Source organism: Mesorhizobium sp. M0018 (assembly GCF_040323955.1).
Lineage (GTDB): Bacteria > Pseudomonadota > Alphaproteobacteria > Rhizobiales > Rhizobiaceae > Mesorhizobium.
On sequence record NZ_JAMYVL010000018.1, the window covers coordinates 73,225 to 92,983 of the forward strand.

The window sequence follows — 19,759 nt, forward strand, 5'->3', positions numbered from 1 at the left end:
CAGCCGCAAAAAACGGCCCGCCCGCTTTGCGCGCCTCAAACTCTTTCACGAAAATCCCATACGGCAAGGGGATGCGTGCCCCTGTTGCCAGGGACACGCACCTCTGCGGCCTACTTCTTGGGAGTAATTTCAGCAGGCAGATAGCGCGAAATTTCAAAGCCCGCAGCAACCTGGCACATGGTCGGTTTTGTCCAGCTCTTCTTCATAACATTTCTCCTCTTCTACCAGCCCGAAGGGGCCGATCCGGTGGTTAGCCAACCATTGCAGGGCACCGAAGCAATGGCTCGTCCATCACGTTCTCAAAATGGACAAATGAACACAAGGTTTTGAAAGACCGAAAAACAAAAAAGTATCGAAAGTAGCTGTAGTCTTCTCTTCAATTGTTCATCGCGTAGGTTTTTCCTCCTCCTGACCCATCCCAACTATTGCGTAATCGGATTGTCGTGCTCGTCGATCAGCGGCACATTGTAACCCAGCAGGAGCTTGGTGATCTCCGCCTGGTTTTCCCTGATCACCCGGTTTAGCGTCCGTTTCCATTCCTGGTCGGACGGACGTACACCCATGGTAATGCGGTAGGACATGCGCGAGCCGGTTTTTTCCTTCAACAGCGGAACAATGGTGACATCGGCTCCGAGTTCCCTGGCATAGTAGCCCGCCATCGGCCCCCACAGGACCGCCGCGTCGATCTTGCCGGCGAGCATGTCCTTAATCATGACCTCCCCCATGGAAGGCGTGACGCGCGTATCCACCGCCAGCGGGTAGATCTTGGCGGTCCGCAGAAGCTTGTTGGCGGCCATGTTGGCGGTTGGCGGCGTGCTTTCGACGACGCCGATTCTCTTGCCGGAAAGTTTCGGGTCTTCGATCGTCTCGATGCCTTCCATGCCGTTGCCTTTGGGGTATACGAGCACATAGGCGGAGCGGTAGTAGGCGTTGGTGTTCTGCACCAGTTCATCGCCTTGGGCGTAGCCCATGATGATGTCGCATCGATTGGCCCCCAGCGTATTGCGCACAAAGCCGGTGACAGTGGGAAACCACGTGTAAGCGACTGATTTTCGCCCCGTCTTCTTGGCAACCAGTTCAGCCAGCTTGTTTTCGAAGCCTTGGCCGTTCTTGTCGGTAAAGGGCATGTTCGAGGGATCTGCGCAGACGCGCAGAATGTCGGGATCGACCAGTTCGCCCGCAGCGCCAAGCCCGGCATTTTGCGCCAGAACATTCGACGGCAGCAAGGCGAGCGCGCCGAGGATCGGCAGAACGACACGCAGCTTCGATGCAGTGCAGCCGGTCATATCATCCACCCATGCAGGATGCTTCGGCATCCTTGGCTGCCTGAGCCTTGTTTTCGTGCTTCGGCGGCCTGCCGCGGGGTGCCGCGCCATCGGCGCGCGCGCGCAGATAGACGTAGAGATCGTCCAGGTAACAATAGACGTTCTTGTTGTCGCCAAAGGCGGGCATGACGTTTTCCTTGCCGCCGCCGACATTCTTGCGGCCCTCGGCGACGATCGACAGGAACGTGGCGTAATCCATGGTCTTCAGGCTATTAGCCAGGGCAGGCGCATAGCTCGAACCTGTGGCGTCCTGTCCGTGACAGACATGGCAATCTGAGTGATACCGGCGGTACCCGCTGAAGGTGTACCAATCGACGGTTCCGTTTTCGATCTTGTAGGTCGGATTTCCGTCCGCATCTAAATATTTGCCTCCTTCTTGCTTCACCGCCTTGGCTTTCTCCATGCTGTCTTCGGCCCGTGCCAGACTTGAGCTGGCCAGAGGCAGCAGGACCAGGGCGAGAGCGGAAACTGCAATGCGAACGATCATTCAGGCTCTTCCTTCGTTTGCCAGAAACCCTGGCTGCCGTCGTGCAGCGGCATTGATCGGAGTTGGGTGCGCGGCGCAATCGAGAGCCCGGTTCCCGGCTTCGGGGTGACCCGGGCTCTCGTTTTCGAACCTAGCCGTAAGGCTCTTCCCGGTTATCAGTCCGGGAGGCCGAAGACGGTGAGCTGGCCGCCCAGCGTCGTATAGTCGGCAAGTGCCGCATAACCGCCGACGGCACCCAGACCGGCGGTTCCAACGACCGCGGCCTGATCGCCCTGCGCACGGCCCTGATCAACGGCGCCATGCCAGGCGGCGGCGTTGTCGGGCGAAAGCAGCCCACCTGCCAGACCGATACCGGCCCATCCACCGACGCCGGACAGAACGGCGACGTACTGCTTGCCGTCATGCTCGTAGGTCGTGATGTTGCCGATGATGCCGGACGGGGTCTTGAACTTGTAGAGTTCCTTGCCGTCCTTATCGACCGCCTTGATGTAGCCTTCGAGGGTACCGTAGAAGACGACGTCGCCATCTGTCGCCAATGCGCCCGACCACACCGAGAACTGCTCGGGCTTCGACCAGACGATCTCACCCTTGGCTGCATCCCAGGCAATGAAGTTGCCCATGTTACCGTCACCGCCGGGCGCCGCATACATCGACACGGTGGCGCCCACATAGGGCTGACCGGCGGTGTAGCTCACTTTGTAAGGCTCATAGTCCATGCAGACATGGTTGGTCGGCACGTAGAACAACCCGGTCTTCGGCGAGTAGGCGGCCGGCTGCTGGTCCTTGGTTCCAAGCGCGGCCGGGCAGATACCGGTCGAGTTGTTGTCTTCGCCGTTCTGCTGGGTCGAATACTTGGCCACGACCTGCGGGCGGCCATACTGGTCGCTCTTGGGATCCATGTTGACTTCCGTCGCCCAGTTCACTGCCGGATCGTATTTTTTGGCGACGAGAAGTTCGCCGCTGGCTCGATCCATTGTGTAGGCAAAGCCGTTGCGGTCGAAATGCACCAGCACGTCGTGCTTGGCGCCGTTGACCTCCATGCCATCGACGAGAATCATCTCGTTGATGCCGTCATAGTCCCACTCATCATGCGGGGTCATTTGGTAGAGCCATTTGGCAACACCGGTATCCGCATCGCGAGCCATGATTGTCATGGACCAGCGATTGTCACCGGGGCGCTGGACCGGGTTCCACGTCGAGGGATTGCCGGTGCCGTAATAGACCAGGTTCAGCTTGGGATCATAGGAATACCATCCCCATGTCGTGCCGCCGCCTGTCTTCCACTGTTCGCCTTCCCAGGTGTTCGTGCCGGAATCCTTTCCGACAGGCTTGCCGAGATGGGTGGTCTTCTCGGGATCGAGAAGGGTGTCTGCGTCAGGACCTTCCGAATAGGCTTTCCAGGCGAGCTTGCCGTCTTTCAGATTGTAGGCGGCCAGCCAGCCGCGAACACCGAATTCAGCACCGGAGACGCCCACGAGCACCTTGTCCTTGATGACTACGGGTGCCGACGTGCCGGATTCGCCCTTTCCGCCGTCGGTCTGGTCTCCGTTCTTGACAGACCAGACGACCTTGCCGGTCTTGGCATCGAGCGCGACGACGGTGGTGTCGGCCTGGTTGAGAATGATCTTGCCGTCGCCATAGGCAACACCGCGATTGACCGTATCGCAGCACATGATCGGAATGACGTTCGTGTCCTGCTTGGGCTCGTATTTCCACAGGATCTTGCCGTCATTCTTGAGGTCCAGAGCATAGACGTTGTTTGGGAAAGGCGTGTGGACATACATCACGTCGCCGATGACCAGCGGCCCGCCTTCGTGACCGCGCAGCACGCCGGTGGAAAAGCTCCATTTGACCTGCAGGTTCTTCACATTGTCGGCAGTGATCTGGTTGAGTTTGGAATAGCGGGTGTTGGCGTAGTCACCCGTCTGCATCGCCCAGTTCTTCGCATCCGATGCGAGCTTTGCAAGGTCTTCATTGGCCGAAGCCGTATAGGCAGCGCCGAGCGATAAAAACGCCGCGGTCGTCAGAATGTAAGTAGTTTTCGCAAGTACACGCATCCAAAATCCTCCCGGGTTCGCAGTGAAGAATCGACCGTCAAGCCCCACAAGGGCTTGCCCAAGCAATTCATGTTGGGAAGTTATTTTCCGGCAGCTGTCACGACCTACCCCGAAGCAGAGGGCACCGTTACCGCCCGCCCCCCTTGGTCTTCGAAAGACTGCCGCCGCTCCCTGATGACGGTGGCGCTCTTGAAGCCGGAAACAGGAAAAAGCTATGTCATCGTAAAAGGCCAGGCAAGCAAAAACCTACAATGGGTCGCTGCGCTGCAATATCGATATGGTGCGATGCAATATTTAGAAACAATTAAAATAAGCGCCGCGTGAAAAACTAATAAGAGGATGACCGCCAGCCGCGAGATATATAGCAAACATATTGTTCGCGTATTCTCGAGGTGATACACATTTGACTTTATTTCGATATATTCTGCGGGGCACTTACGAGTAAGTATGCGGGCGTCTCGCTCGTTGCCGATAGTGAGCGAAGCATGAAATGAACGCATGAAGGAGGGTGCGCAGCGGGTCATGAAGCGGGCTCTTGTCGGTCCATAGGGCATTCCTCCTTTGGTCCTATACGCAGGCCATGGGAGCTTGACTGGCTTTGCGGCACGTCGCCAATTGGAGCGATGACCCCGTCTGGATGCATGGTGTCCAGGCCAACTGGAGGTTCCTCATGATAAGGTCTGTTGGATCTCTCACCTTGCCGGCGGCCTTTGCGGCGACGCTGGCTTTTGCGAACTTGGCCAACGCCGCGGGAGACTACCCGACGGCAACGATTGCCGACTACGTGCTCGGCTGCATGCAAACAAATGGCCAGACACGTCAGGCGCTTGAAAGCTGTTCCTGCTCGATCGATGTCATCGCCTCGATCCTTCCTTACGATCACTATGAGAGGGCGGAGACCTTCAAAAGCATGTCGCTGACGACAGGGGAGGCGGCAGGGTTGTTTCGCGAAAGCGCGCCAGCGAAGGCGGCGCGCACGGAACTGAAACGCGCGCAGGCCGAAGCCGACGTACGTTGCTTTTAGTCAGGCGGAACAGGCACGCGTGGCCGTGCGCCTCACAGTCCCGCCGTTTCTATGGCCATTGGCTGCGAAATACCTTGCAATCCGCATTCGAGCCGTAAGGCGATCAGGCCACACCCGGAAATTTTTGCTGGAACGACTGCAAAAGGTCGCTGATCACCTGTGGATTGCGATGCTGCCGCGGCACTCTTACGTCGAACATGCCGAGCACGTGGGCTGGGCGCTGCGCAAGCACGATGATGCGGTCCGACAGCATCAGCGCCTCGCGCAGATTGTGCGTGACCATCAAGGCGGTCGTAGGCCGCGCCGACCAGACGGTCAAAAGCAATTGCCGAAGCCGCTCGGCGGTCTGTTCGTCGAGGGAGGCAAAGGGTTCGTCCAGGAAAAGCACCGCCGGTTCGGTGGCGAAAGCCCTGGCAAGCGCTGCCCTGCGCGCAAGGCCGAGCGAAAGCTCCGCCGGATAGAGCGAGCGCACGCCGGCGAGGCCGAGAGTGTCAAACAGCTCGTCGAGACTCTTCGCTCTTAGGCTTTTCGGCAGCGCCAGCCTGACATTCTGCTCCACCGTCCGCCACGGCAGCAAAGTCGGCTCCTGGAACACGGCGGCGATGCGGTTCGAGCCGCCTTGCGGCAGTTGGAAAGAGCCGGAAAAGTCTTTGTCCAGTCCAAGCAGGATGCGCAACGTCGTGGTCTTGCCGCAGCCCGACGGCCCAAGCAGACAAGCGAATTCGCCCTGCCGGACCTCGAAGGACAGACCCTGAAGCGCCGTGATCGACACGCCTTGCGCGGACCTGAAGGTCTTTTCGGCGATGTCGACCCTAAGCGGGACGGCGGCGCCAACGGGTTGCATGTCGTTCAATGGGCTGCACCAGGAGAAGTTCGATGACAAGCATCACCGCCACGAAAGCCAGCGTGTACGCAAGAATGGCGGCGACGTCGAAGAGCTGGAAATAGAGATAGATCTGGAAACCGACGCCATTGGAGCGGCCGAGCAGTTCGACCACCAGGACGATCTTCCATATGAGGGCGATGCCGGACCGCGAGGCCGCGGCAAAATAGGGCTGCAGTTGCGGCAGCAGGACATGGCGGACGCGCTCGAGTGGGGCGAAGCGGTAGACGGCGGCCATTTCGGCATAACGCGGATCAAACGCCCTGGCGCCTTCGCGCATCGTCACCACGACATTCGGGATCTTGTTCACGGCAACTGCGCCAATCGCCGCCGCCTCGTTGAGGCCGAACCAGATATAGGCGAGCACGATGACCACCAGCGCGGGAATGTTGAGAAACAGGACCACCCATGGACTGAAGAACCGGTCCGCACCGCGGTGGCTGCCGAGGATGACGCCGATGACCGAGCCGATAATCATTGCGACGACGTACGCCGCAGCAACCCGTCCGAGCGTCGCGCCAAGGTGATAAAAAAGGTCGCCGCTCGCCGCTTCCCTGAGCAGCACCTGCCAGACCTGCCCTGGTGAGGGGAAAGCTCGGCTTTGCCACAGATTGGCCGCGAGGCTCCACAGCAGGCAAAGTCCCAGCAGGGAAACCGCTACCGTCAGCACCGGTGTCAGCGCCGTCGCAAAGCCGGATGGACGCGACTTGTCTTCCGTTGCGGTCATTTCGCGAGTTCCGGCCAGAACGTGCCGGGCGCCATCTCGGGCGCCCTGCCAACCAGCTTCTCGCCGCCTATCGCGGCCAGCACGTGATAGAGTTTGCCCGCATCGGCCGCTTCTTCGGCGACCGGCCGTCTGGGGATGCCCTGGCGATAGCGGTCGCGCAGCTTTTCCAGCTCCTTGCCTTCTGCGCGAATGAGCGGCGCCAGGCGCAGCCATTCATCATCGGATTTGGCCAGCAAGTCCTTGGCCTGCTTGGATGCCTTCAAAAACCCCCGGGCGGCATCCGGATCGTCGCTCGCCCATTGGTCGTGGAAGACGTAGCCGAGTGCCGACACGGGGCCCGAGGCACCAAGCGCTTTCGTCGCGTCATCCGCACCGATCAACCGGCGAAAGCCATTGGCCTCGAGCCGGGCGCAGAAATGCCAAAAATTGAGCACGGCATCGAGTTCGCCCTGCATCGCCTTTTCAGAAATCAGCGGCGGCGCGCCAAAGACGACGTCACAGGCTGTCGGCAGGTCGAGGCCGTGCTCGCGTCTGGCCAGCGCCTGGACCAGTAGCCAGCTCTTGTCGAGCGGGCCGCCGGCGACACCGATTTTCTTTCCCTTGAGGTCGGCGAGCGTCCGGATAGGCGATTCCTCCTTCACCATGATTGCCCCCACGGCGGTCGAATAAGGGGCCAATGTAAGGTCGCCGCCCTCGGAGCGCTGGCGCGAGACCCACAGCCAGTCGGTCACGATCATGTCGATCGCGCCGGCCAGCAGCGCGACGTTGGTCGCATCCTCCCCGGCGAAGTAGACAATTTCCAGATCGATCCTGTTGGTCTCGTCGAGCTTGTGGCGTTTCAGCGTATCGAGTTCCCAGCTCACGGTGCCGAACTTCAGGACACCAATTCGGACCTTAGCGGCCGCAAAGACAGCAACCGGCCTTGAGGCGAGGATGGCCCCCAGAGCCGCCAAGCGCAGCGTCGTACGCCGCGAAATCATCATGGCGTCTCCTCTTTCAGGGCCATCGACGAACCAGGAATGTCGATCAAATCGCTCGTTCCTTGCTCGGAACGGCACATTTCCAGCGCACGACCTTGAGACTCGGATGTTCCTGAGACCATTTTGCGATCTCGGCGGGCGCCAGGAACATGCATTGGAACAGAGAGCCGCGGCTCTCGAAATAGAGATGTTCATCTCGGCAATTGCCCGGATTGGCGCTAAGGCACACCGTTAATATGAGATCGACCATGTCCATTTGGCACTTATCGTCGCCTGCGCGGCGAACTCTCCAGAGTTCGTGCTTTGGAGTTGCGCGGATTCCTGAAGGTGCCCAAACAGCAAACCGGTTGGAGTGAGGCTACGCGTTCGGCCAACAGGCGTCAATGATGTGGACCGCGTGTCGCTACACACTTCCCTTCGCGCAGTCGGGAAACGAAACAGGACCTTTGTACGATTGACTTCCTTCATCGGCAGTCTAGCTTTTCGAGGCGTGCAGGTGCTGCCAGTCCGGGGAGGAAGGACGAATGGTTCGCTCTCCCGCTTTAAAACGAATGCCGGCGATCAAGGCATCGACACGCGTAAAGTGTCCCGGGCACTCACACGATCAATGAGGAAATGCCATGCGCGCAGTCGCTTTTTTCGCCGCCGTGTCCGTCGCCACCTTTGTCACTGCCCAGTCTCAGGCACAGGATGCCGCGGCGGGTGAGAAGGTCTTCGCCAAATGCAAGGTCTGCCACGTCGCAGACAAGGACCAGAACAAGGTCGGCCCGTCCTTGAACGGCGTTATCGGCCGAACGGCCGGGACGCATCCGGGGTTCAGCTATTCCAAGGCCATGACCGAGGCCGGCAAGTCCGGTGTCAAATGGGATGAGGCCACGCTGACGACCTACCTTCGCGATCCCAGGGCGATGGTCAAAGGAACCAAGATGGCGTTTGTCGGCCTCAAGAAGGACGAGGACATCGCCAACGTCATTGCTTATCTGAAACAATTCTCAAAATAACGCGGTACTGCCGGCCGTCGGACTGCGCTCGGCCGGCGTTGGCTGGGCTGCGCTTGGGGTCATGCAGCGTCTTGCAGCCTCTGCATCGCGGACGGCAGATCGAACAGGCTGTCGCAAACGAGGTCGGCGCCAAGCTCTTCAACGGGAATTTGGCTGTATCCGCCACGCAGCAGAATGACGGCCATGCCGGCGGCGCGGGCGGCGGCCACGTCGGCGCTGCTGTCTCCGACCATCAGCGTGTCACGAGGTTCGACCTGAAGCAGGTCGAGCGCCAGCAACAGCGCGTCTGGCGCCGGTTTCAAGTATGTCACCGCGTCTCCGCCGACGATCGCGCCGAGATATTCCGTCAGCCGAAAATGCAGCAGTATTTCCCGCGCCGCCAGCTGCGGCTTGTTGGTCACCACGGCCATGGCTATTCCGCTCAAATGCAAGTGCGTGAGAACCTCCCTGACGCCAGGCATCAGCCCCGTGCGGCCGGTCAGATGCCTGCGATAGATCGGCGCCATGACGCGGTTGGCCTCATCGAGCGCGCTGCCGAGGAGCGGCGTGCCGGAAGCCGCGAAGGCTCGTTCGACCAGTTTCCTGATGCCGCCGCCGATCATGGCCTTGACCTGATCCAGCCGCAGCGGCGGCAGATCGTGGCCGGCCAGCAATTCGTTGACGGCGGCCGCTATATCAGGCGCCGAATCGACCAGTGTGCCGTCGAGGTCGAACAGGATCGCCTTGGGCGAGCGAAACGGCCTGACTGCGCCGACGTTCATGCAGCATCCTTCCACTTGATCGAACAGCCGATCGAAGCGATCTGGTCAAGCGGTCCGTCGCCGGTTCGGGCAACCTGCTTCATCGCCTCGAACAGGTCGCGCCTCAGCCTGGGCGATTCGGCGTCGCGTCGCGACGCGTCCAGCCGGCCGCGGTATTGCAGCGTCAACTCGCTGTTGAGCCCGAAGAAATCCGGGGTGCAAACGGCTCCGTAGGCACGCGCCACCGTCTGGTGCTCGTCATGGAGATAGGGGAAAGTGAGGCCGTTCGTCCTGGCAAAGAGCTTCATGTTGTCGAAGGAATCATCTGGATAGGCGTCGCTATCATTGGAGTTGATCGCGACAAAGCCGATGCCTTCGGCCTTGAGGCCATTGGCGTCGCGCACCATGCGTGAAATCACCGCCTTCACATAGGGGCAGTGGTTGCAGATGAAGGCCACCACCAGCCCGTTCGGGCCGGCGTGGCTTAAGATCGAATGCGATGTGCCGTCGACGCCTGGCAAAACGGCGTCGATGGCTCGCCAGCCGAAATCGCAGACAGGTGGGATTGCCGCCAAGTTTTCCTCCGATGAAATGTTTGCCCTCCGATGAAAGGGTTTACGCCGCTTTCCGGATCGCCCCGTCGGCCGCCTGCCTGATGGCGCCGATATTGGCGCGATAAGCCGCCTCGGTGCCGCCCTTAAAGATGGCCGAGCCGGCGACCAGCACATTGGCGCCGGCCGCGGTGACCAGCGGAGCGGTTTCGGGCGTGACGCCGCCGTCGATCTCTATGTCGATCGGACGATGGCCGACCAGCGCCTTGACCCGCCTGACCTTGTCGACGACCGCCGCGATGAAGGCCTGGCCGCCGAAGCCCGGATTGACCGTCATCAGAAGCACCAGATCGAGCCGGTCAAGTACATATTCGATGACGCTTTCCGGCGTTGACGGGTTCAGCGACACGCCGGCCTTCTTGCCGAGATTCCTGATTGCCTGCAGCGAACGGTCGAGATGCGGTCCGGCCTCGGCATGCACCGTAATGATGTCGCAGCCGGCATCGGCGAAGGCGCCGAGATAGGCGTCGGCCGGCGCGATCATCAGGTGGCAGTCGAAGACCTTGTCCGTTCGATTACGGATCGCCTTGACCACCGGCGGACCGAAGGTGATGTTGGGCACGAAATGGCCATCCATCACATCGAGATGGATCCAATCGGCACCCGCCCGGACGACCGCTTCGACCTCGTCGCCGAGCCGCGAGAAGTCCGCGGAAAGCACCGAGGGCGCGATGATTGTCTTGCTATCCATGGTCGTCGGCTCCCATTCTGTCGTCCGTTTCCGGTCGCTGCACACCAATCGCCGTCATCTTGTCAGCGCGCCTTCGTCTCCGGTTCGCCTTCGAGCTTACCTTCCGCGAACACGCGGCTGCCGCGAATATCGGATTCCTCGATGGTGATAAGATCGATTTTCGTCAACGCCCGGTCGCGCGATGCGAAAAGCCGGCCGGCCTGGCGAAGCCGCGCCCGGTCGAGGCTATTGCGAACGGAGCGGGCGTTGGAGAAATGCGGCAGCCGCATGCGGATCGGGAGATACTCTTCGAGCGCCTTGGCCGCCGCTTCGCTGAGACGGTAATTCTGTTCCGCCAGCATGATCTCGGCGATTGATTTGAGTTCGCTGACGCCGTAGTCCGGAAAATCGAGGTGATTGGCGATGCGCGAGCGCATGCCGGGATTGCTGTCGAAGAAGCGGTCCATCTTGTCCTTGTAGCCGGCAAGAATCACAACCAGATCGTCACGGTTGTTTTCCATGCATTGCAGCAGGATTTCGATCGATTCCTGGCCGTAGTCGCGTTCGTTCTCGGGCTTGTAGAGATAGTAGGCCTCGTCGATGAAAAGCACCCCGCCCATGGCGCGCTTGATCACTTCGCGGGTTTTGGGCGCGGTGTGGCCCACATACTGGCCGACGAGATCGTCGCGCGTCACCGCGACCATGTGCCCTTCGCGGACATAGCCGAGACGATGCAGGATTTCGGCCATTCTGAGCGCCACGGTGGTCTTTCCGGTACCGGGATTCCCCGTAAAGTTCATGTGCAGCGTCGGCGCGCCCGAGGTCAGCCCGAACTTGCGGCGAAGCCGGTCGACCAGAAGCAGCGCCGCGATCTCGCGGATGCGGGTCTTGACGGGCTTCAGGCCGACGAGTTCGCGGTCGAGCTTGTCCATCACCTCATCGATGTTGGACGCCTCGAACTCGGCCTGTAGATCAACCGATTCGCCCTGCGCGGCAGCGCTCTTTGCTATCGCGTCCAGCATGGTTCGCCTAGCTCCGTTCGCCTTCGGGCCTGTCGGTCGCATAAGGCACGATCGAATAGCCCTGACTGCGGCCGTCACGCTCTTGGCGCAGCAGCCGGAACCCGGGTTCATTGGGTGGCCGGTTGACGATGAATGACATGCGCGGTGCTTCCCAGCCCTTGGTCGAATCGAAGGCGGTGACCCGGACATACATGTTGGGCATAGCTCTCCGGCAATTGTTGACTTCAAGCAGGATGCCCGCCGGGTCCCTCAGGTCGAACATCGGGTTGCCGTACATTTCCCAATAGGTGTTTCGCGGATGTGGATCGTCCGTGTACTCGACGCTGACCGCCCAGTGGTTTTTCAGTGCGTATTTGATCTGCGCCGAAATCTGCTCATCGGTTAGCTCGGGCAGGAACGAAAACTGTCCCTGCGTGACCTTGTTTCCGGGATTGGTCATCATGGCGACGGTTCCTTTCGTCTAGAAGCTCGGCGTTGCGGTTGGCACGAAGTCGGCCGTGTCGGTCGATTCGTAGTTGAAGGTGACGTCCTTCCACGTCTCCAGGGCGGCCTTGAGCGGCGTGCACCATCTGGCCGCCTGTTCGAGGATTTTGGTTCCTTCGCGCAGATAGTCGCGGCCCTCGTTGCGGGCGAGGATCATCGCCTCCAACGCGACGCGATTGGCCGTCGCGCCGGCCTGGATGCCGTCCGGATGGCCGATCGTGCCGCCGCCGAACTGCAGGATGACGTCCTCGCCGAGATAATGGATCAACTGGTGCATCTGGCCGGCATGGATGCCGCCGGAGGCGACGGGCATCACCTTGTTGAGCGAGGCCCAGTCCTGATCGAAGAACAGCCCGGTTTCGAGGTTCTGCGGCGTGCGCTCCTCGCGCAGCGTGTCATAAAACCCCTTGATCATAAGCGGGTCGCCTTCCAGCTTGCCGACCACCGTGCCGGCATGGATGTGATCGACGCCGGCCATCCGCATCCATTTGCAGATGACGCGAAAATTCATGCCGTGGTTCTTCTGGCGCGAATAGGTCGAGTTGCCGGCCCGGTGGAGGTGCAGGATCATGTCGTTGCGGCGTGCCCACTTGGCCATCGACTGGATCGCCGTGTAGCCAATGACGAGGTCGATCATGACGATGCAGGAGCCAAGCTGTTTTGCAAATTCGGCGCGCTCGTACATGTCCTCCATCGTGCCGGCGGTGACGTTGAGATAATGGCCCTTGACTTCGCCGGTGGCGGCCGACGCCTTGTTCACAGCCTCCATGCAGTAGAGAAAGCGGTCGCGCCAATGCATGAAGGGCTGTGAGTTGATGTTCTCGTCGTCCTTGACGAAGTCGAGGCCACCCTTCAGCGCCTCGTAGACGACGCGGCCGTAGTTGCGGCCGGACAGGCCAAGCTTCGGCTTCGTCGTCGCGCCGAGCAGCGGCCGGCCGAACTTGTCGAGCCGCTCGCGTTCCACCACGATGCCGGTCGCCGGGCCCTGGAAGGTCTTGAGGTAAGCCACCGGGATGCGCATGTCCTCGAGCCGCAAGGCCTTGACGGCCTTGAAGCCGAACACGTTGCCGATGATCGATGCAGTCAGGTTGGCGATGGAGCCGGGCTCGAACAGGTCGAGGTTGTAGGCGATATAGGCGAAGTACTGTTGCTCGATCCTGGTGCCTGGACCTGTGTTCGGCACCGGCTCGGATTTGAATGCCTTGGCGCGGTAGAGCTCGCAGGCCGTCAGCCTGTCGGTCCACACCACGGTCCATGTCGCGGTAGAGGATTCACCGGCGATGGCGGCGGCCGCCTCCTCGTGGTCGACGCCGGGCTGCGGCGTGATCCGAAACATGGCGATCAGGTCGGTCTCCTTGGGCCGGTAGTCCGGCTCCCAGTAGCCCATCTTCTTGTAGGGGATGACGCCCGACCTGTAGCGTTCCTTGCCTTCCTTGAGCGTGCCTGCTGAGGGCATGTCGATCTTGTTCATGGCAGGTCTCCTGTTTGCCGCTCAGGCGGCTTTCGCGGTTGCGATTTGGGGGTCGAGCTTTCCTGCGGCGTAACGTTTCGCCATCTCATCCATGGCGATCACCCTGATCTTCGACGCGTGGCCTGCGGTGCCGAAGCGTTCGAAGCGATCGCGGCAAAGGTCGCGCAGGGCGTCCATGGCGGGTTTCAGGAATTTACGCGGATCGAATTCGCGCGGGTCCTCCGTCGCAACGCGGCGGAACTGCCCGGCCATGGCCATTCGGCAATCGGTGTCGATGTTGACCTTGCGCACGCCGTAGCGGATGCCGCGCTCGATTTCCTCGACCGGGACGCCAAAGGTCTGGGGCATCTCGCCGCCATAGTTGTTGATGATATCCTGCAGTTCCTGCGGCACGGAGGAAGACCCGTGCATGACCAGATGCGTGTTGGGTAGCTTTTCGTGAATCGCCTCGATCACCTGCATGGCCAGGATGCCGCCGTCGGGCTTGCGGCTGAATTTATAGGCGCCGTGGGAGGTACCGCAGGCGATCGCCAGTGCGTCGACCCGGGTGGCGGTGACGAAGTCGACCGCCTGATCGGGATCGGTCAAAAGCTGGTCATGGGAAAGCGCACCTTCGGCGCCGTGCCCGTCCTCGGCCTCGCCCTGGCCGGTCTCCAGCGAGCCGAGCACGCCGAGCTCGCCTTCGACCGAAGCGCCGACCCAATGCGCCATGCGTGCGACACGTTCGGTGATGGCGACGTTGTAATCGTAGCTCGCCGGTGTCTTGGCATCCGCCATCAGCGATCCGTCCATCATCACCGAGGTGAAGCCGTGGCGGATCGCCGACAGGCAGGTGGCTTCGTTGTTGCCGTGATCCTGATGGATGCAGAGCGGAATGGCCGGATGGATTTCGGTCAACGCCTCCATCATTTTGGCCAGCATGATGTCATTGGCATAGGAACGGGCGCCGCGTGAGGCCTGGATGATAACCGGCGCATCGCAGGCCCTTGCGGCCTCCATGATGGCGAGGCCCTGTTCCATGTTGTTGATGTTGAAAGCCGGCACCCCGTAGCCGTGCTCGGCGGCATGGTCGAGAAGCTGGCGAAGGGTGATGCGGGCCATTGTCGGTTTCTCCTAGATGATGAGCTTCAGCGCCGCTGCCGCGACGGCTTCGGGCGTGATGTCGAAATGCCGGTAGAGATCCGGGGCAGGGGCGCTGGCGCCGAAACCGGCCATGCCGACGAAAGTGCCGGTGTCGCCGATCCAGCGGTCCCAGCCGAGCCGAGCTGCGGCTTCGATGGCAATGCGGGGCGCCGAGCCGAGGACGGCCTTGCGGGTGCCGGCGTCCTGCTCCTCGAAAAGCTCCCAGCACGGCATCGAGACAACCGCGGCGGCGACGCCGTGCCCGGTCTCCAGCCGTTCGGCGGCGGCAACCGCGATCTCGACCTCCGAGCCGGTGGCGATCAGCGTCACCGCGCGCTGCCCGACTGGCTCGCGCAGGATGTAGGCGCCCCGGCTCGACCGGTTCTCGTCGCTGTGTGGCTCGTCGCTAGGTGCTTGGCGCAGCATCGGCAGGTTCTGGCGCGAGAGCACCAGCACGCTCGGCCGCTTCTCGCTTCTCAGCGCCAGTTCCCAGCACTCCGCCGTTTCGATGATGTCGGCCGGGCGGAAGACGTTGAGGTTTGGCGTCGCCCGCAGCATCGCCAGGTGCTCGACCGGCTGGTGGGTCGGGCCGTCCTCGCCGAGACCGATGGAATCATGCGTCATCACATAGATGACACGCTGGCCCATGAGCGCCGAGAGCCGCATCGCGCCGCGCGCGTAGTCGGCGAAGCACAGGAACGTGCCGCCATAAGGCACGAAGCCGCCATGCAGTGCGATGCCGTTCATGGCTGCGGCCATGCCGTGCTCGCGGATTCCATAGTGGATGTAGCGGCCTGCGTAGTCGCCCGGCGCGATGCGGTTCATACCCTTGGTGATCGTCAGGTTCGAATGCGTCAGATCGGCGGAGCCGCCGACGGTCAGTTCGGTTGCGCCATTGATCGCAGCGAGTGCCATTTCCGAGGCTTTTCGCGTTGCAACCTTGGTTGCCTTCCCGACATGCTCCTTGCGGAAAGCGTCGAGTACTTCGAAGACCGCGTCGGGCAGGGCGCCGGCGACCGCGCTCTCGAAGGCCTGCCGCCGTGGTGAGGCGGCAAGCCGCTGCTCCCAGGCGCGGCGTGCCGCTTGACCGCGGCCGGCAATCGCGCGCCAGGCGAAAAGGATATCGTCCGGCACCTCGAACGGCGCGAAGGCCCAGCCGATGTTTTCGCGCGTCGCGGCGATCTCCGCATCGCCCAGCGGCGCGCCATGCGTCTTTTCCGAACCACCCAGATTTGGGGCGCCCTTGCCGATCACCGTGCGGCAGGCGATCAGAGACGGCTGGTCCGATTGCTGCGCCGCTTCGATTGCCGCCGCAACGGCTTCCGTGTCGTGGCCGTTCACCGACTGGACATGCCATCCAGCGGCTTTGAACCGCGCCGGCTGGTCCATCGATGTCGACAGCGATGTGGGCCCGTCGATCGAGATCGCATTGTCGTCCCAAAAGACGATCAGCCGGGAGAGCTTCAGGTGACCGGCAAGATCGATCGCCTCGTGGCTGATGCCTTCCTGCAGGCAGCCGTCGCCGGCGATTGCGTAGGTGAAATGGTCGACGAGATCGGCGCCGTGGCGGGCCGCCAGCATGCGCTCCGCCAGCGCCATGCCGACAGCAGTCGAAATGCCTTGTCCAAGCGGGCCGGTCGTCGTCTCGATGCCAAGCGCATGGCCATATTCCGGATGTCCGGCGGTGCGGCTGCCCAGCTGGCGAAACCGCTGCAATTCTTCGATAGGCATGTCTTCAAAGCCTAGCAGGTAATGCAGCGCATACTGCAGCATCGAGCCGTGCCCGGCCGACAGCACGAAGCGGTCACGATCGGGCCAGTTGGGCGCCGACGGATCGATGTTGATGAAGCGGCTGAACAGCACCGTCGCGACATCGGCCATGCCCATCGGCATGCCCGGATGACCGGAATTGGCCTTTTGGACGCTGTCCATCGCCAGTGCGCGAATGGCGTTGGCCATGTCGCGCTCCGAGACGGCGGCGACGGGCTTGAGTGCTGCTGCCTGGCTGTTCATGGCGTCCTCCTCACGACACACGGTTCTTGCGTTCGATCAATTGCAGGATGAGCGGCGTCAGGATCAGCTGCATGGCAAGGTCGAGCTTGTTGCCGGGCACCACTATGGAATTCGGCCGCGACATGAACGAGTCGTGGATCATCGAAAGCAGGTAGGGGAAATCGATGCCGCGGGGATTGGCGAAGCGGATAACCAGCATCGATTCGTCGGGCGTCGGAATCCAGCGCGCGATGAATGGATTGGACGTGTCGACGATCGGCACGCGCTGGAAGTTGATGGCGGTCTGCGAAAACTGCGGGACGATGTAGCGGACGTAGTCCGGCATGCGACGCAGGATCACGTCCATCACTGCCTCGGTGGAATAGCCGCGCGTTGCGCGGTCGCGATGGATCTTCTGGATCCATTCGAGATTTATGACCGGCACCACGCCGATCTTGAGATCCGCGTGCCTGGCCAGGTTGATCTTGTCGGTGACGACGCAGCCATGCAGGCCCTCGTAGAAGAGCAGGTCGCTCGGCGGAAATTCGCGCCATTCGGTGAAATGTCCCGGCGGCGTGCCGTACTGCTTCTCCTCATCCTCATCATGGATGTATGTGCGGGTCTTTCCGGTTCCCCGGCGGCCATATTCCTCGAATACCTCTTCGAGGATTGCCAGTTCATTGGCCTCGGCGTGGAAGTGGGTGAAGTTCGGATTGCCCGCCCTTTCCTCCTCGGCCACCTTCGCCTTCATCGTGGCCCGGTCGTAGCGATGGAAAGCATCGCCTTCGATGAAGGCGGCCCCGATGTTCTCGCGCCGGAAGATCAGCTCGAAGATGCGCTTGACAGAGGTAGTGCCTGCGCCCGACGACCCGGTGATGGTAATGATGGGGTGCTTTGCCGACATGGTATTCAGGCCCTGAAAAGGCCGCGGCGGCTGAACAGCGGCGCGCGCTCGCCGATGGCACTCGGCTCGGTGTGGTAGCGGGTGATGCGCGCGACTTCCCGCGCCGATCCGAAAACCATGGGCACGCGCTGGTGCAGGCTCTCGGGTTCGATTTCGAGGATGCGGGTGATCGTGTCGGTGGCCGCACCGCCCGCCTGTTCGACGAGATAGGCGATCGGGTTTGCCTCATAGACGAGGCGAAGTCGCCCCTGCCTGTAGCCCTTGCGCTTGTCGCCTGGATACAGGAATACGCCGCCGCGCATCAATATGCGGTAGCAGTCCGCAACCAGGGAGGCGATCCAGCGCATGTTGAAGTCCTTCTCACGTGGGCCTTCGGTGCCTTCAAGACAGTCATCGATGTAGAGCCGCACCGCCTCGTCCCAATGCCGGTAGTTGGCGGCGTTGATGGCGAACTCCTGGGTTCGCTGCGGGATGATCCGGCTCTCATAGGGTTGGACGAAGGTGCCGAGCCTGGTCGAGAGAACGAAGACATGGGTGCCGCTGCCGAGCGACAGAACCAGCGCCAGCTGCGGCCCGTAGATGAAGAAACCGGCGCCCAGCTGGCTCACGCCCGCCTGCAAAAACGAGGCGGCCGGATTCCCATCCGGCGCGCCAGTTGCAGGGAGAAGCGAGAAGACCGTTCCGATCGACACGTTGGTGTCGATGTTGGATGAGCCGTCGAGCGGGTCGATGGCGATGGCAAGAGCCGCTTGCCTGTCGAGCAGCACCGGCTGCTCCAGTTCCTCGGAAACGTAGAGCGCGACCGGAGCGTGGCGCATGGCGTCGAGGAAGATGTCATCGGCGAAGACATCGAGATCCTTCTGGATGTCGCCGTCAGCATTGGCGCCGCGGGTTCCCGCAAAGGCGGTGCCGAGCACCCCTTGATTGATGGTGTTGCGGATTGTGGTGGCCGCCTGCGTCAGCTGACGGATGGTCGCTACGACCGCGGAGCGCAGTTCGTCCGGCTCGCCAAGATAGGAGTTCAGAAAAGCGTCGAGTGTTGCCGCTGGCATCGTAACCTCCCCATCCAGCCGCCTCTCCTCGGGTCGGCCGGATTGGGAAAGGAGAACAAACGACGCTGGATAAGTAAAATTCAATAACTTTACTCAGGCAGTAAAAAAATTTTAGTATGCCGTATGAGAAACCTCACGCTCAAGCAGTTCAAGACCGTTCAGGCAATCATCAGCCACGGAAAAATCGTCAGCGCGGCCAAGGTATTAGGGCTGTCTCCTCCAGCGGTGACGATCCAGTTGCGGCAAGTGGAGGAGGAGTTCCAACTGGCCTTGTTCGACCGGACGTCGGACGGCATGCGTCCCACTGCCGCAGGTCTGGCCTTCGTCGAGACCGCACAGGCCATCGAGGAGCGGCTTCGTCTGCTCCAAGACAAGATGGATGCGATCAAGGGCGTGCGCGCCGGCAGCTTGCGGCTCGGCGTCGTTTCCACGGCCAAATATTTCGCGCCGCGGCTGATGGCCGCCTTCATGAAGGAACATCCAGATATCGACATGCGCCTTGCCATCGGCAACCGCGCCGAGACGATCGACAATCTGAAGAACCACGATATCGATATCGCGCTGATGGGACGCCCGGCCAAGGAAGTCCCGGTGCGTGCTTCGGTCTTCGGCGATCATCCGCTGGTCATCATCGCACCGCCCGACCACCCGCTGGCGTCGGCACGCGACATTTCCAAGGAGCGGATCGCCGAGGAGCATTTCCTCATTCGCGAGCCCGGCTCCGGAACGCGCATCTCACTGGAAATATTCCTGAGCGACGTGCCCGGCCGCATCGACGATCTCGGCGTCGAGATGGACTCGAACGAGACCATCAAGCAGGCGGTGATGGCCGGGCTCGGCATCGCCTTCATCTCTGCCCACACCATCGCTGCCGAAACCGAAGCCGGCCGGCTGGTTATCCTCGACGTTGTCGGCATGCCGATCCGCCGGCAATGGTTTTCGGTGATGCGCAGCGATCACGCGATCTCGCCGGCGATGGCGACCTTCCACGATTTTCTGATGCGCAAGGGCGCGATGTACCTGCCCCTGTTCGGCAAGCTCTATCCGCACGAGGAACCGAACAGTAGAGGTCGCGCGAGTTAGCCTAGTTCAACAAGTTTCGGTCGTAGTAGGGACGTGGCGTGCAAATACAGGAGAACGGCGGTGGCGCTGAGCGGCAGCTTCGACTCGACTAACCCCTAAGGCTCGAATCATTTAGGATGGAAGTC

The 19,759-nt window shown here is 61.4% G+C and carries 22 protein-coding genes; 4 read left to right on the forward strand and 18 right to left on the reverse strand.

Annotated elements, in window-relative coordinates; translation table 11 throughout:
• Positions 1-110: 110 nt before the first annotated feature.
• From NKJ81_RS23190 to NKJ81_RS23205, 4 genes are all read right to left on the reverse strand, one after another.
• Positions 111-206, reverse strand: coding sequence for a pyrroloquinoline quinone precursor peptide PqqA (locus NKJ81_RS23190; RefSeq protein ID WP_101918690.1), 96 nt, complete (start codon positions 204-206; stop codon positions 111-113).
• A gap of 216 nt (positions 207-422) precedes the next feature.
• Positions 423-1,286, reverse strand: coding sequence for a substrate-binding domain-containing protein (locus NKJ81_RS23195; RefSeq protein WP_352450664.1), 864 nt, complete (start codon positions 1,284-1,286; stop codon positions 423-425).
• A gap of 1 nt (position 1,287) precedes the next feature.
• Positions 1,288-1,812 carry a c-type cytochrome, methanol metabolism-related gene (locus NKJ81_RS23200; RefSeq protein ID WP_352541871.1) on the reverse strand — a complete coding sequence of 175 codons (525 nt, stop codon included), beginning with the start codon at positions 1,810-1,812 and terminating at the stop codon, positions 1,288-1,290.
• 155 nt (positions 1,813-1,967) lie between these two features.
• Positions 1,968-3,743: a methanol/ethanol family PQQ-dependent dehydrogenase gene (locus NKJ81_RS23205; RefSeq protein ID WP_502904316.1), complete on the reverse strand. Its 1,776-nt coding sequence runs from the start codon at positions 3,741-3,743 to the stop codon at positions 1,968-1,970.
• Positions 3,744-3,923: 180 nt separating this feature from the next.
• Here NKJ81_RS23205 and NKJ81_RS23210 point away from each other — a divergent pair, with 180 nt between their 5' ends.
• Both NKJ81_RS23210 and NKJ81_RS23215 read left to right on the forward strand, forming a co-directional pair.
• Positions 3,924-4,193, forward strand: a complete 270-nt coding sequence (locus NKJ81_RS23210) for a hypothetical protein (RefSeq protein WP_352474916.1) — start codon at positions 3,924-3,926, stop codon at positions 4,191-4,193.
• A 346-nt stretch (positions 4,194-4,539) separates the two neighbouring features.
• On the forward strand, positions 4,540-4,893 hold the full coding sequence (locus NKJ81_RS23215) for a hypothetical protein (protein ID WP_352541873.1): 354 nt from the start codon (positions 4,540-4,542) through the stop codon (positions 4,891-4,893).
• 103 nt (positions 4,894-4,996) lie between these two features.
• Here NKJ81_RS23215 and NKJ81_RS23220 read toward each other — a convergent pair whose 3' ends face one another.
• From NKJ81_RS23220 to NKJ81_RS23235, 4 genes are read right to left on the reverse strand one after another with little or no spacing between them, the layout of a single operon-like run.
• The gene (locus NKJ81_RS23220) at positions 4,997-5,737 is read right to left on the reverse strand and encodes an ABC transporter ATP-binding protein (RefSeq protein ID WP_352541910.1); all 741 of its coding nucleotides are present in this window, start codon (positions 5,735-5,737) and stop codon (positions 4,997-4,999) included.
• The gene (locus NKJ81_RS23225) at positions 5,706-6,503 is read right to left on the reverse strand and encodes an ABC transporter permease (RefSeq protein WP_352541874.1); all 798 of its coding nucleotides are present in this window, start codon (positions 6,501-6,503) and stop codon (positions 5,706-5,708) included. Before NKJ81_RS23225 ends, NKJ81_RS23220 begins: the two co-directional genes overlap by 32 nt.
• Complete coding sequence (locus NKJ81_RS23230) at positions 6,500-7,486, reverse strand: ABC transporter substrate-binding protein (protein ID WP_352541875.1); 987 nt, start codon at positions 7,484-7,486, stop codon at positions 6,500-6,502. The genes NKJ81_RS23225 and NKJ81_RS23230 overlap by 4 nt, the downstream gene beginning before the upstream one ends.
• A 43-nt stretch (positions 7,487-7,529) precedes the next feature.
• Positions 7,530-7,739 carry a hypothetical protein gene (locus tag NKJ81_RS23235; protein WP_023678830.1) on the reverse strand — a complete coding sequence of 70 codons (210 nt, stop codon included), beginning with the start codon at positions 7,737-7,739 and terminating at the stop codon, positions 7,530-7,532.
• 364 nt (positions 7,740-8,103) lie between these two features.
• Between NKJ81_RS23235 and NKJ81_RS23240 the strand changes: the two genes are divergently transcribed.
• Positions 8,104-8,484 (forward strand): c-type cytochrome, encoded by a 381-nt coding sequence (locus tag NKJ81_RS23240; RefSeq protein ID WP_352541876.1) that lies wholly within the window; start codon positions 8,104-8,106, stop codon positions 8,482-8,484.
• A 59-nt stretch (positions 8,485-8,543) separates the two neighbouring features.
• Here NKJ81_RS23240 and gph read toward each other — a convergent pair whose 3' ends face one another.
• From gph to NKJ81_RS23290, 10 genes are all read right to left on the reverse strand, one after another.
• On the reverse strand, positions 8,544-9,245 hold the full coding sequence (gene gph / locus NKJ81_RS23245; protein WP_352541877.1) for a phosphoglycolate phosphatase: 702 nt from the start codon (positions 9,243-9,245) through the stop codon (positions 8,544-8,546).
• On the reverse strand, positions 9,242-9,799 hold the full coding sequence (locus NKJ81_RS23250; RefSeq protein ID WP_352541878.1) for a thioredoxin family protein: 558 nt from the start codon (positions 9,797-9,799) through the stop codon (positions 9,242-9,244). Before NKJ81_RS23250 ends, gph begins: the two co-directional genes overlap by 4 nt.
• A gap of 40 nt (positions 9,800-9,839) precedes the next feature.
• A complete protein-coding gene (gene rpe, locus NKJ81_RS23255) occupies positions 9,840-10,526 on the reverse strand; it encodes a ribulose-phosphate 3-epimerase (protein WP_352541879.1) in 687 nt (228 codons plus the stop codon).
• A 62-nt stretch (positions 10,527-10,588) separates the two neighbouring features.
• Positions 10,589-11,527 carry a CbbX protein gene (cbbX, locus tag NKJ81_RS23260; RefSeq protein WP_352541880.1) on the reverse strand — a complete coding sequence of 313 codons (939 nt, stop codon included), beginning with the start codon at positions 11,525-11,527 and terminating at the stop codon, positions 10,589-10,591.
• A gap of 7 nt (positions 11,528-11,534) precedes the next feature.
• Entirely contained in the window at positions 11,535-11,969 is a 435-nt protein-coding gene (locus NKJ81_RS23265; protein WP_352541881.1) for a ribulose bisphosphate carboxylase small subunit, read from the reverse strand.
• Between the two features lie 18 nt (positions 11,970-11,987).
• Positions 11,988-13,481 (reverse strand): ribulose-bisphosphate carboxylase large subunit, encoded by a 1,494-nt coding sequence (locus NKJ81_RS23270; protein WP_502904315.1) that lies wholly within the window; start codon positions 13,479-13,481, stop codon positions 11,988-11,990.
• A gap of 21 nt (positions 13,482-13,502) precedes the next feature.
• Positions 13,503-14,582 (reverse strand): class II fructose-bisphosphate aldolase, encoded by a 1,080-nt coding sequence (gene fba / locus NKJ81_RS23275; RefSeq protein WP_023678837.1) that lies wholly within the window; start codon positions 14,580-14,582, stop codon positions 13,503-13,505.
• A gap of 12 nt (positions 14,583-14,594) precedes the next feature.
• Positions 14,595-16,616 carry a transketolase gene (tkt, locus tag NKJ81_RS23280; RefSeq protein WP_352541882.1) on the reverse strand — a complete coding sequence of 674 codons (2,022 nt, stop codon included), beginning with the start codon at positions 16,614-16,616 and terminating at the stop codon, positions 14,595-14,597.
• A gap of 10 nt (positions 16,617-16,626) precedes the next feature.
• On the reverse strand, positions 16,627-17,499 hold the full coding sequence (locus NKJ81_RS23285; RefSeq protein WP_352541883.1) for a phosphoribulokinase: 873 nt from the start codon (positions 17,497-17,499) through the stop codon (positions 16,627-16,629).
• Between the two features lie 5 nt (positions 17,500-17,504).
• Positions 17,505-18,551, reverse strand: a complete 1,047-nt coding sequence (locus tag NKJ81_RS23290; RefSeq protein ID WP_352541884.1) for a class 1 fructose-bisphosphatase — start codon at positions 18,549-18,551, stop codon at positions 17,505-17,507.
• A gap of 123 nt (positions 18,552-18,674) precedes the next feature.
• Between NKJ81_RS23290 and NKJ81_RS23295 the strand changes: the two genes are divergently transcribed.
• Positions 18,675-19,634, forward strand: a complete 960-nt coding sequence (locus NKJ81_RS23295) for a LysR family transcriptional regulator (protein ID WP_352541885.1) — start codon at positions 18,675-18,677, stop codon at positions 19,632-19,634.
• The last annotated feature ends 125 nt before the right edge of the window (positions 19,635-19,759 follow it).